12 protein-coding genes and 1 pseudogene are annotated in these 12295 nt (G+C 66.1%); 3 read left to right on the forward strand and 10 right to left on the reverse strand.

Annotated features, from left to right (window positions below):
* Nucleotides 1–9: 9 nt before the first annotated feature.
* The 9 genes from GNX96_RS05310 to GNX96_RS05350 form a co-directional block, all read right to left on the reverse strand.
* On the reverse strand, nt 10–1008 hold the full coding sequence (locus GNX96_RS05310; protein WP_163567225.1) for a hypothetical protein: 999 nt from the start codon (nt 1006–1008) through the stop codon (nt 10–12).
* On the reverse strand, nt 1005–1820 hold the full coding sequence (locus GNX96_RS05315) for a DUF6624 domain-containing protein (RefSeq protein WP_163567226.1): 816 nt from the start codon (nt 1818–1820) through the stop codon (nt 1005–1007). The genes GNX96_RS05310 and GNX96_RS05315 overlap by 4 nt, the downstream gene beginning before the upstream one ends.
* On the reverse strand, nt 1817–2329 hold the full coding sequence (locus tag GNX96_RS05320) for a hypothetical protein (RefSeq protein ID WP_279579424.1): 513 nt from the start codon (nt 2327–2329) through the stop codon (nt 1817–1819). Before GNX96_RS05320 ends, GNX96_RS05315 begins: the two co-directional genes overlap by 4 nt.
* Entirely contained in the window at nt 2326–2964 is a 639-nt protein-coding gene (locus GNX96_RS05325; protein WP_163567228.1) for a DUF4135 domain-containing protein, read from the reverse strand. Before GNX96_RS05325 ends, GNX96_RS05320 begins: the two co-directional genes overlap by 4 nt.
* 584 nt (nt 2965–3548) lie before the next feature.
* The gene (locus tag GNX96_RS05330; protein WP_279579425.1) at nt 3549–3716 is read right to left on the reverse strand and encodes a hypothetical protein; all 168 of its coding nucleotides are present in this window, start codon (nt 3714–3716) and stop codon (nt 3549–3551) included.
* A gap of 158 nt (nt 3717–3874) precedes the next feature.
* Nucleotides 3875–4174 (reverse strand): hypothetical protein, encoded by a 300-nt coding sequence (locus GNX96_RS05335; protein WP_163567230.1) that lies wholly within the window; start codon nt 4172–4174, stop codon nt 3875–3877.
* 56 nt (nt 4175–4230) lie between these two features.
* Entirely contained in the window at nt 4231–4611 is a 381-nt protein-coding gene (locus tag GNX96_RS05340) for an MmcQ/YjbR family DNA-binding protein (protein WP_279579426.1), read from the reverse strand.
* A 42-nt stretch (nt 4612–4653) separates the two neighbouring features.
* Nucleotides 4654–5241, reverse strand: a complete 588-nt coding sequence (locus GNX96_RS05345) for a hypothetical protein (RefSeq protein WP_163567231.1) — start codon at nt 5239–5241, stop codon at nt 4654–4656.
* Nucleotides 5238–6032, reverse strand: coding sequence for a right-handed parallel beta-helix repeat-containing protein (locus GNX96_RS05350; protein WP_279579427.1), 795 nt, complete (start codon nt 6030–6032; stop codon nt 5238–5240). The genes GNX96_RS05345 and GNX96_RS05350 overlap by 4 nt, the downstream gene beginning before the upstream one ends.
* Nucleotides 6033–6202: 170 nt before the next feature.
* Between GNX96_RS05350 and GNX96_RS05355 the strand changes: the two genes are divergently transcribed.
* From GNX96_RS05355 to GNX96_RS05365, 3 genes are all read left to right on the forward strand, one after another.
* Nucleotides 6203–6820 (forward strand): class I SAM-dependent methyltransferase, encoded by a 618-nt coding sequence (locus GNX96_RS05355; RefSeq protein WP_163567233.1) that lies wholly within the window; start codon nt 6203–6205, stop codon nt 6818–6820.
* Nucleotides 6821–7025: 205 nt separating this feature from the next.
* Nucleotides 7026–9428, forward strand: a complete 2403-nt coding sequence (locus GNX96_RS05360) for a terpene synthase family protein (RefSeq protein WP_163567234.1) — start codon at nt 7026–7028, stop codon at nt 9426–9428.
* Entirely contained in the window at nt 9425–10684 is a 1260-nt protein-coding gene (locus tag GNX96_RS05365; RefSeq protein ID WP_163567235.1) for a cytochrome P450, read from the forward strand. Before GNX96_RS05360 ends, GNX96_RS05365 begins: the two co-directional genes overlap by 4 nt.
* On the opposite strand, the pseudogene GNX96_RS05370 reads toward GNX96_RS05365, so the two are convergent.
* A pseudogene (locus tag GNX96_RS05370) lies at nt 10653–12220 on the reverse strand (purple acid phosphatase family protein). The gene GNX96_RS05365 and the pseudogene GNX96_RS05370 overlap by 32 nt on opposite strands.
* Between the last annotated feature and the right edge of the window lie 75 nt (nt 12221–12295).

Raw genomic sequence — 12295 nt, forward strand, 5'->3', positions numbered from 1 at the left:
AGAATCCGGTCAGTGACCGCGCCGGCCAGCGGCAAGTACCCCGTACCCGTTCACCGCCCACACTGTCCGGTCGGGCGGGTCCGGCACCGGTAGCACTTCGGCGGTCCGCCGGATCCAGTCACTCGCGGTGAGCTCGACTGGCCATCGTGGCGCCGGCACCGGCTCCAGGCCCGCGGCCGAGCGCCGCTTCCCAAGCTGTACGCGCAGCGCCCTCGTCAGTTCAGGAGCCTGGACCTGCTCGCCGAGCTGCTGGGCGATGGCGGCGATCGGCTCCGCGACTGTCCCGGCTGAAATCGGCAGGTAGGGCACCTCGTCGCCGTCGCGTTGCGCCTGCATCGTCTCGGCCAGAAGGTCTTTGACAGCACCGAAAGCAAGGCGAGGGTCGGTTGGTACGCGCAGCCGCAACAGCATGCAGCGATCAGCGTATGTGTCCGCGTACGAGTGCGTGCCCGGCCAATAGGCGAGCTGTCCCGCCGGTACGGTCAAGGTCGGCTGGGGGCCGGCCGTGCCGTCCTGGAGCGCGACCCGCAAAGTCCCGTGCAGCACCCAGGTCAACACGTCGTGAGTGGGTTCGCCCGCGAGCCCGCCACGGTCGGTGATCCGGTCACCGACCGCGAGCTCCGAGACCACCGGCAGACTCGGCCAGCCGACCTCCCGCCACAGTCTGGCGAGCCAGTCCCGGACCACCGACCACAGGGCGAAATCGGTCATCAACGGCTGCTCGACGGTCAGCAGGCAACCCTGGCCGAGGTCGGTTTCCAGCCGGTCGAAATAGCCGTCGAGCGTCCGGTCATGCTCACCTGGCAGCAGCCCGCCAGGCGCTCGAATCACCCCGTCGTCGGCCCGGAACCGTACGTCCGGCAGCGCCTGATACCGAGTGCCAGCGCGAAAAGGCGCGCTTGCGGCGACCATCGCGCGGTAGCCGGCGGCGAGATCCACCGGCGCCGGATCCGGCAGCACCGCTGGCGCCCGCCCCCACTGCTGGGCGACTTCCCGCCAGCCGGTCATGTCGGCTCGGTTCCCGTCAGCGGGAAGCGTTCCCGCAGTTCATTCGCGTATTCGTGTAGGGGCACCAAGCCCATCGCCCTCCTGCGCTCATCAACCTGCTCGGGATCCTCCAGTGGGCAAGGCACCAACTCACCGTCCACCCGGTCGAACTTGGTGCCGTAGACCTGCGGCCGCCCTTCGGCCAGCCGGACGGAATCCGTCACGTACGCGATCTCCCGGCGAGGGAAGTCGCCGGCGTCGGCCGCCACCGTCATCAGCTCCAAGGCCCGCCGCTGCAGCGGGAGGTCGTCCTCCAGATGCTGGACCAGCCGGCTGGCCGCCTTGGTCGCGGCGAGGCCCACCATCGACTGCCCCGGCCAGCCGTACTGGTCAAAGACCTCCCCCAGCCACCTCGCACCGCTGCCGACCAGCGCCGTCAGCCGGCGATGCGACGACTCGTCGGTGAACCCACCGCGCGCCCATGGCACCCGCAGGCGGGCATCGACGCGGTCCATCCGCAGCAGCCGGCGCCGGATCTCGACGCCGGCCGGCAGCGGGTCCGGAACTGGCTCGGCGTCGATCGGATCGATGGCTACCCGGGCTTTGGACTCATCCCAGCGATACGTGATCCGGCGGCCAACCTGTGGCCAGTCGAAGCTGACCTCACCCTCTTCCGGACCATGCAGACGCACGCGTACGCCGAGTTCATCGTCGGTGAAAGCATGGTCGGGAATGTCGTCGAAGACGTGCTCCACCGCGTCCCGCAGCAGCGCCGGGCCGAGGGTGGCCAAGGTCAGCCGGGCAGCGACGTCGGCGAGCGGTCGCGGGGTCACCGGTGGCACCGGCTCCGGATTCGGCACCGGCCGCGGCTGAAAAGCTGCGAGCGACGGGTCCAGGCTGCACAGCGGGCCGCCCAGGACCGATCGGAAGAAGTACGGCACGTCGCCGCGGTCGAGCTGTTCCCGCTCTCGGCCGCGTCGAAGACCACCGCCGGGTCGACCGGGTCGCCGTTGAGGGCGCCGACGTAAATCGAGGTGGCCCGGCGGACCACTCGTGCGTACCCGTCGGCGCCGTCCCGCTCGACCTGCCCGAGGAGGTCGTCGCGATGCCGGCAAATGAGCGTCCAGGTGTCGAACATTCCCCGCAACAGGGCCGAAACGTACGGGCCATAACCGATCCGCCCAGTGGTGTCGCCGACCACCGACCGGGTAACTGTCCGAGTGACCGAGCGGCTTCGGGTTCCCAACGACAACACGCCGTCCTCGCCGGCCGTCCAGCACACCGGCTGGGCGTCGACATCGCACCAGCGGGCCTCGTTCTCCAGTCCCACGTGGTGCGTCATCGAGGTGGTTGGCGCGTACACCAGCGTGGTGTGAGCCAGTCGCTTCGCGTCGGCGAAAAAGACCTCGAGGTCGACCGGATACAGCATTGGCTCTCGTCGTCCGCGCGCGCACCGGCCAGCACATTGCTGCCGTGCAAATCGGTGATGCCAAAGGCAAAACAGGCCGCGGCCAGCGCGCCGGCGCGACGCCAGAACGGACCCGCCTGAGCAGGCGTCAGCTGGGTACCAGACAGCACGTGCTGGCCCTGGCGACGCAGGATCCCCCACTCCGGCGGCCGTTCCACCCATTCCTGCCAGGAGTAGCCATGCCGATCCGGGCCGCTTCCCCGCCAGCTGGACAGCACCGGCAGCCGTACGTCCCCAGACACCGGTGGCAGCTCGTTGAGCCGCGCGAAAATCGCGTTTTCGTTGAGGAACAACAGCTCGCCGGACGCCGGCCGGGGTTTGTACGCGATCCGGCCGCCGCCCGCGAGATCCACCCGCAGCACCCGCTGCCCGCCGTTGTGCGTTTCCTCGTCGTGCGCCCACAAATGGGTGACCGGCCCGCGCAGATCGGCTCTGTCCGGCCAGCCGGTCCGCAGGTCCCGGCGCAGCCGGTCGAGGAACACGTCCAGGAGCCCAAAAAAACTGGGCACACCGGCGCCCCACCACAGCCGTAAGGTCCGGGATATCGGCGGCGCAGGCGACGAAGGCCTCCCGTACGAACGCCCCGAAGAGGTCGGCGTTCGTGCTGGTCAGCAGGTCGGATGCGAGAATGTCGGAATACTCTGGGATGGTCGCCTCGCACCAGGCCTGCAGTCGTTCGAGAGCGGCTGTCAGGGGGTCAAACCGCGGCTGGGCGAACGTACGACGCAGGGCCCGAGCGTCCGCCGCACCGCCGAGGTGACGCTCGATCGCGAGGGTGCCCTCCGGGCCCGCGCTCACCACTTGCGGGAACATCGCACCGGCCTCGCCGGCCTGTACCGCGGCCAGCAGCCGGCTCACCGCCGACGGCGGCTCAGGTCCATCCAACGGGCCAGGGTCGCTTATCTCCCAGTGAAACTCAACCATCGCCTCGACGCACCGCGGCCCTTTCGGTAGTCATCACAGCGGCGGTTGACGGCCGACGGACCGCCAACCGCCACTGCCGGAATCGGCGAACAGACCGATCGCCAGATCGCATTCGACGGACATTTTCATTACAAGTCCGGCGAAATCACTGTCCGGCGGCAGGCCTGGACTACGAGCAGTAAATTCCGGCGCAGGTGCAGTCGAAACAGTTGCCGCCGCCGGTGCCCAAGTGGGTCGTGCTGGCGGTGGTCTCGTCCAGCGCCGGGATCTCCAGCTCCAGGTCACCGATCACCAGATCGAATTCGGCAGTTGCTTTTTCGTTGACGGGTGCGGTCATCATGGTTCTCCTTCTGTGATGGACAGGGGCGCGGCAAATAGTGCCTCCCCGGCTCGGTTATCACAAGGGGGTTTCGCGAAAATCTTGCTACTAACCAAAGGAAAGAGCGACCACTGCGGACAAAGTCGGCGACCCGGAGCCCGATTTACCGGAATTATTTAATCTGTCATATCGCCGCGCGCGACACCGCTCCGACACCTGCCGGTGAATCCAGTTACGCGGTCTCCGCCGGGCGTCACCCGGAACCCGGTCGCGACGCCACCGACCGGCCGGTGATCCGGCTCGTTGAGCACGTCAGCGGCGGCGCGTAGGAAGGCTTCGGTTTTCGGGCTGGTTCGGCTACCCAACCAAACCAGCGGGTCCGCTGTCGCCGCCAGGCTGAGCCAGTCCGGACCACTGCGCTCGCCCACCTGGAAAGCAAACCGAGGATCCCTGACCAGGACATCGCGTTCGGACATCGACTCCCCAGCCAGCCGGAACAACAATGAAGGCTAGCCTAACCTACTGACAAATGTCAGGGAGCGTCGCCGAGCCGGACGCGGGTCGCCTTGGGCAGGCCGGCGGCCACCCGCCAGTACGAGTGCTCGACCATCTCCAGGACCTCGTCGGCCGGGACGCTGCCATCCAGGGCCACGGTGTTCCAGTGCCGCTTGTTCAGGTGATAGCCGGGCGTCACCGCGTCATACTGTTCGCGCAAATGCAGGGCGAGGTCTGGGTCACATTTGAGCGAGACCCTCGGCGGGTCGTTTTCCGGCGAGAGGATCACGAAGACCTTGCCGACCACTTTGTAGACGTCCGTGCCGAAGCCGAACGGATTCTCCTCGGTGGTCTCGGCGAACTCGAGGGCGAAAGCCGCGATCTTCGCCGGCGTCAATGCCTGGGCCTTGGGTGCCACTGTCCGTGCTCCTCCCGCCTGGTTGGTACGGGAGACAGTCTGTCAGCACTGCCGGCCACAGGCACCCAGCTCGTACGGTCCGAGGTCGGTCGCCGGGCCGGCGACCCGCGGTCTGCCGGCGAGATCGGTCGGCGAGGTGTTGCCGGGCACACCCCGGTCCAGCACCGCGAGCCGGGCGATATACGCCCGGTAGGAGGTGAAATCCGAGGTCCGGAAAGCCGCGTACGGGCCGCGGGTCTGCTGGAAGGCGGCGTCGCGCGGCACGATGGAGGTGTCCAGCATTTCCAGGTTGTTCAGGAACTTCTCGTTGGTCGTCTTGCCAATCCGCTCGTACGTGAAAGCGTCGGACTTCGCCCGTACCAGAATGTTGTTTATTATCGTGGTGTCGGTGTTCGCGAGCCCGGTGTCCTGTTCCTCCAGGCTCACCACCTGGTATTGGAAACCGCTGAGCACCAGGTTGTTCTCGATCCGGACACCTTTGAGGCTACCCAGGTTGATACCCTGACTGTCGTACGTTTCGCAGATATTGTCGCGAAAGACGATGCCACTGATCTCGTACGTCTTCGCCGTGTCGTTCTGGGCGATCAGGCACTGCCGGGACACCCGCACGCAGATATTGGCCTCGATCACCGTACCGGAGAATTTCCTGCCGGTGTCGTACGTCTGGAAGCAGTCCGTGTGCGGGGTGTCGCCGGTGCTGTCCGGCTTGCTTTTGAACTGGTTGATGTCGTGGATGTAGTTGTTCCGGATCGTGTGCGCGCCAAGGAAACCGCACGCCGTCCACGTCCAGATCGTTGACCCGGTCGGCGTGCAGGTCGTAGACGTTGTTCCAGGTGGATCTGCGCGCCGGCCCCCGCGCCGACAAAGAGCCCGTAGTTCTGCAGATTCGTCACGGTGTTACGCGACACCGTCGACCGATGGCACGGATCGCAGCGGATCCCGTAGGCCAACTGCCGCCCGTTGACCAGGTTGTGCACGATTTTCTGGTCGCTGCCGGCGAAATCGATGCCGGCTTCCGGGTTCAGGTAGGCTGCCCCGACAACGGTGAAACCGTCCAGTGTCGTACCAGCGCCGGTGACGACGGCGTTCTTGATTTTGGCGACCCCGTTGGATCGGACCGTCACCTTCGACCGGTTCAGGTGCACGGTCTGGCCGCTGTAGTCGCCGGCTTTCACGCATACCACCGCCCCGGCCGCGGCTTTGCCGATGGCGGCGTCGATCGACTGGCCGGCGGTCACCGTCGACTGGCAGTCAGTCGACTGCGGGTTGCCGCGACCGTCCGTCCCGTACGGCGGCAGGGCGGCGGCAGCTTGGCGTACGAACGAGGCGGCCGGCCACTGCCCGAACAATCCCAACGCCGCCGCCACGACCAGGCCGATAAGGCCGCGACCGACTCTGCTACCAACCCCCGGCGATGTCATCCGCGCAGGGTACGAAACGGTCTCGGGACCAGTCCCGGCCACACTCGACACTTCCGGCGTACGGGTAGCCGACTTTGGTCTGATGTGGCCGGGATTATCGCCACGTTACTGTAACCAGAACACCTGGCTTGGCTGACAAATGTCATGGAAACTGAAGGACAGACACATATATGAAGAAGAAGACGGTCACGCTGGCCGCCGGCGCCACCGCACTCGCCGCCGCGGCCGGCGCGGTCTGGTGGTTCACCGACACGGCCCCTTATCCGTACGACAAACGCCGACTGCTGGATCTCCCACTGCCCTTCCTGCGCGCCGCTGACATCGACCGCGCGCTCGACCCGGCCGACGGCGAGCGGATGCTGGAGATCGGGCCCGGGACCGGCCTGCAGTCCCTGCACGTGGCGCCTCAACTGGGTTGCCAAGGCCGGTTGGACATCGTCGACATCCAACAAAAAATGCTGGATCACGTGCAAAAACGCGCTGCCGACGCGGAAATCTCCACGATTCACGGTACCCGTGCCGACGCCACCTGCATGCCTTTCGACGCCGGCACGTTCGACGCCGTTTACCTGGTCACCACACTCGGCGAAATCGGTGCGCCGCGGGAATCCCTGACCGAGTTCCACCGGGTGCTGCGACCGGGGGGCCGGCTGGTGGTCGGCGAGTTCTTCGATCGGCACTGGATTCCGTTCGGTCGTTTGCGCTCGTACGCCGACGACTGCGGTTTCCAGCTACAGGAGCGACACGGACCGACTGTTGCATACCTGGCGACTTTCGTTCGTTCGTAGTCGTCTGTTACCGGTTCTATCGGACAGCCCAGTCCGGCACAATGCTCGAAAGTCAGTAATTCTCTTGACACATGTCATCTCGACACGCCCTTTCCCGAGGTTAATCGCATATTTCGGTGGAAACTCTTGACCACGCGGGCCAGGCAGCGTGTAATCCGAGATCGGTCGGGAGAAATGGCGGGGAGCAACGAACATGGGCGTCGGGATGACCTTCGAGTTGTCCACCTTGGCGACGCAATTGCTGGCTGAGATCGCAGCCGATCCAGCCGGCGTTGTCTCGCCGTCGGTTTATGAGACTGGCCGCATCCTGGATTTGGCACCCTGGTTGCCTGACTGCTCCCGGCGGTTGGCCTTCCTCGCGGCCGAACAGAATGCGGACGGCAGCTGGGGCGGGCCCGGTGGCTATGGCATTGTGCCGACCTTGAGCGCCGTCGACGCGCTGCTCGCGGTGGTGAGTTCTGGCCGTACGACAGGAATGTCGACAACGCACCTGCAACGCCTCACCAAGGCCGCGTCCCGCGGGCTTTGGGCATTAGTCGGTTTGCTTGGCCCGGATGGACCAGCGGCCGCGGACATGATCGCCACCGAGCTGATCGTGCCGGCGCTGGTCGAGGCGCTCAACGCCCGGTTGTCGGCGCTGGCCGCAGAACCAGTAGCCGGGCTCGAGCCTTATGCCGGCACGGTGTTGCCGCTGCCAGTCGGCACCGATCCCGGGCTGCTGGACAAGCTCCGGGCGAACCCGGCGGCGGCCGGCAGCAAACTCCGGCACACCCTGGAGGTGTTGGGCGGAGCCGCCGGGTTGGCCAATGTCCAGCCAGCGAACGCAAACCTGGGCTGCTCCCCCCCCGCTGCCACCGCGGCCTGGCTGAACGCCTCGCCAGGTGCGCAGACCGACGCTTTGGCATATCTTCTGGACGCCGTACGGCGCGGAGATGGCCCGGTTGCCGGGGTGACGCCGATCACGATGTTCGAGCACGCGTGGTCGGTGAGCGCGTTGTTGGGTGCCGGGATTCAAGTGCCGGTCCCCGACGATATTCGAAAGCGTATGACGGCAGCCCTTACCCGGGAAGGAGTGGCGGTAGGGGCCGGGCTCCTTTGCGACGCGGACACCACCGCGACGACGCTGACAGCCCTGGCCACGTTGGGAGACGCACGCCGGCCCGACGTGTTGCTGCGTTTCGACACCGGCGAGCATTTCCAGTGCTGGCAGGGCGAACGCAACCCATCAATCAGTGCCAATGGACATGTCCTGCATGCGATCGCTGGGTATCTGGGACGTGGATCCGAGGGCGACCCCCTTCGCCCCGTCGCCGACCGGCTGGCGAACTGGCTGGTTGACCAGCAGCAGGCCGATGGTTCCTGGCTGGACAAATGGCATGCGTCGCCTTATTACGCCACTGCTGTCTGCGTACGGGCGGTGAAATCTGCCGACCGGGACGAGCCGATCCGCCGCGCCAGCCGCTGGGTCCTGGATACTCAGCGAGACGATGGGTCGTGGGGAGTATGGGGGGCGGCACGGCCGAGGAAACGGCCTATGCCGTCCAAATCCTGGCCGCTGGCCGGGCCGCCGGGGTGCTCACCGAGCCGGCCATCGACCGCGGCGCGATCTTTTTGCGCGACAGCTCGCGAGAATTGTTTCGTCAAGTGCCGTTCATCCGCCGTTGTGGCACGACAAGGATCTGTACGCGCCGCGTCGAGTCATCACCGCGGAAGTGCTCGCCGCACTGCGATGGGCGAACAGCCAGTGATGCCGCCCGAGCTGCCCGACGCGCGGGTCGCGGGACAGATCTCTGGACGCGCTTTCCAGGCGCATCGGCGGCTGGGGCCGTGGTTGGCCCAACACGCCAGTTGGATCAATGACGGCTATGTCGCGCCGGTCACCAGCGCATACGCGTACGCCGCACCATGGCTCACCAGCGACGAGATGGACCTCGCCCTGCGTTTCGAACTGTGGGTTTTCGGCACCGACGAGCTGGTGGACAGCAGAGCACAGACGCGGTCCGAAGTGGACACTCTGGTCTCGCGATGGGTGACTGTCGCCCACGGAGCCGAACCAGAACCAACCGATCTTCCCAGTGTCGCACTGGCGGATATCCTCGCGAGGTTGCGGACGAGTCCACTTTGGACTGTCTTTGGAGAGCGCTGGCGTGACCTTTTCGAGAATACGTACCAAGGTATGGTCCAGGAGTGGGCAGGTGCCGAGCGGCTCGCGACCACCGGCCACGGACCGAAGATGGCCGAGTATGTCGCGAATTCGGACAGCTGCGGCTTTCGCCTGATCCGGGTAACGGACTGGTTGGCTGGTGGTGACCACGCCGCCGTGGATCACGCGAACCGGCTGTTGACCGCTGCCTGGCATGCCGAAATCGCCTCGCGGCTCACCAATGACCTCGCCAGCCATCAGCGAGAAGCAGACCAGACAGACCTGAACGCGGTGAAACTCGGGGCAACAGCAGCCCAGATCGGTAAATACATCGAGGACGCGACCGCGCGATGCGACGACTTGCTCGGGCCACTCGTGACCGCCCAAGTCCGCCCCGCGCTCTGGCTGCAGCGAATTCTGCGCTTCGGCAACGGCTTCTATCAGCATGCGGATTTCCGGCCGTGAGCACGCATCTCGGCGCCGAATTCGACGAGACCATCGCGCACGGGCCCGATCCATATGAGTTCTATGCGCGCGCTCGGGTCGAACAGCCGGTCTTCTACAGCCATCGCTTCGACCTCTGGTTCATCACCCGCCATGACCATGTCGTACGAGTGCTGCTCGACCCAACCGGCTTCTCCTCAGAAGACCGTTCCATAAAGCCAAAACGATGGCCACCGCGGGTCGCCGCGGTGATGGCCTCCAAGCGGCACGCCAAGCATCTCGGCAACACCGACCCGCCGGCCCATACTCGCCTGCGGCAGGTGCTGAACCAGGCATTCCTGCCGACGGTGGTCGCCGGCTACGCGCCACTCATTCGCGAGGTCGCGGACGATCTTTTGGACCGCCTGGCCGGTCCTGAGGTGGACCTGCTGAACGAATATTGCTATCCGCTTCCCTTGATAGTGATCCTGAGAGTTATCGGCGTGCCGCTGGATGACCTGGATCGTTGTATGCGGTGGTGTCGCGACAAGTCCACATTGGACTTCGCGGCCGAGACGCTGAACGAGGACGAGCAGCTGCGAGCCGCTGAATCCTCGGTGGCTTTCGTCGACTACTGCGACAACCTTGTCCGCCAGCGACAACACGCGCCGCTCGACGACCTGATCAGCCGCCTGCTCAAAACGCGAGTGAAAGGCCATCCCCCGCTGAGCGGACCGGAAGTCGCGGACCTGCTGCCGTTGCTGATCTTCGCGGGTCACGAGACGACGGCGAACTTGCTGGGGAACCTCCTGTGGCAGTTGCTCTCGACCGGCCACTGGGACCGGCTGGTCACTGATCCTGACCTCTTGGAAGCGGCCGTCGAGGAGGGTTTGCGGTACGATACGCCGGCCCTGGGTTTCGTCCGGCGGGCCTTACAGGACACCACGATCGCGCACGTACGGATTCCAGCTGGATCCAGGGTGTTCCTGTTGTTCGGTTCGGCGAACCGAGACCCGGCACGCTGGAGCGAACCCGAGCGCTTCGGTTTTCCCCGGGACCGGGCCAGCGGGCACCTGGCGCTCGGACAGGGAATTCATTTCTGCGTCGGCGCGCCGCTGGCTCGACTGGAAACGCGCATCGGATTGGACCGGCTGCTGAGGCGACAACCAACGTTACGGCTGACCGATCCGGTCACTGAGCCCGAGCGCCGCGTCCACCTCGTTCTGCGTACGCTTCGCCGCCTGCCAGCGCACTGGGATCAGAAACTCAGCCGTCTGAACGGCGGCGGTGCAGCGTGAATTTCTCGAAGACCGACAGCTCACCCCTGGGTTTGTTCACGTTGTAGTACGTGACATGCATCGACGTGGTGTCGCCGGGCCGCCGGCCGGGATCGACGGTGAAGGCCGCGAAGCCGTACGGGTGCTCGATATCTCGTACGGCGCTCCACACCGCCTTTTCCTTGACGTAGGTGGCGGTTCGCTTGCCAGTGCCCGGATCGGCCGTCGCGGAAACCGCGGTGAGCACCTTTCCGGTGCCGTCGGCGAAGAATTTTCCGTTGGTTGTGCCGGAAACTCCGCCTCCGCCGAGAATCATGTGGACCGTGCCGTGAGTCGAGTCGATCACGTCGGTGGCCGCGGACACCGGATTCGGGGGGTGAGCGTCTCGCTGCCGGCCACCACTCCTCGTACGGCCAGCGACCGCTCGTAGTCGTGTTCGTGCCCGCAGAGCACCAAATCCACGCCATATTGGTCGAACAGCGGCCCATATTTCTGCCGCAGCCCGAGGTCGGCGCCGTTCGCGTCGGACGTGCTGATCATCACCTGGTGCATGGCCACCACGACCCAGTCGATGTCCCGCGACGACGATCGGGCGGCGGCGAGCTCACGCCGCAGCCAGCCGAGCTGGCGGCCGCCGGAATAGCCGCTGATATAGACATCTCCGCCGTCCTGCAGGCAGTTGTCGTCGTTTTGCAACACAATCACCCGCACGGACCCGACGGTGAAGGCGTACCAGAGCCCAGCCAGCTCGGCGTCCGTCTCGGTCGAGGGAACTTTGAAGTACGCCTGAAAGGCGTCCAGACCGATCGGACCGTTCGCTTTCTCGATCTCGTGGTTGCCGGCCGCCGGCATCCACGGCCGGAAGCGAGCCGAGCGGGTGTTGTTGGTGAAGAAGTTGTTCCACGTCCGCACCCGGTCGACGTCCAGGTTCGCGTAGCAGAGATCTCCGTTGAGCAGGTGGAAAAGCGGCGCGACGGTCTCGATGCCGGTGACGATGTCCTTGGTGGCCGGCGTCGAGTTCGCGTCCAGCCCGGCGGTGCCGTTGGCCAACCAGGTCACCTGCGGCGCGGACTGGTCGCCAAAGCTGGTGAAGGTGAAGGGCGCCCGGCCGGCCGGCGCGGTCCGGAACGTACCGGCGTCTGGCGTCGCGCCGTCGTGTTGCACGGCGTAGATGTAGTCGGTGCCGGGCCGCAGCCGGTCCAGCTCGGCATGGTGGATCCAGACCGTACGCCCCGAAGTCCCGTCGACGTACGTACGCGTGTCCGCCTGCGCCACGCAGCCGAAACCGCCGTCGAGCGTGCCATAGACCACTCGCGGTCGCCGGACCGAGCCCTCGGTGATCCACGACGCCACCATCTGCCGGGCCGGGTTCGCACCGAAGGTCAGGTGCAGGCCCTGCACGGGCGTCGCGCCGTTGCCGACGCTGGGCACGAAGGCCGGGCTGGCGCTCGCCGGGGTGGCGCCGAGCAACGGCGCCGCGGCCGCGCCCGTACCGACCGCCCCAAGCAGCCCCAACGCGCCGCGTCGGGTGACGGTTTGCTTGCTGGCCTCGGGCATCGCCGCTCCTCAAAGCTCGGTTGTCGAGGTGAACCTAGAAGCGGCGAGCGACGTGCTTATGAACGGCCTCTGACC

The sequence above is a fragment of the Fodinicola feengrottensis genome, assembly GCF_010993775.1.
Classification (GTDB): Bacteria; Actinomycetota; Actinomycetes; order Mycobacteriales; family HKI-0501; genus Fodinicola; species Fodinicola feengrottensis.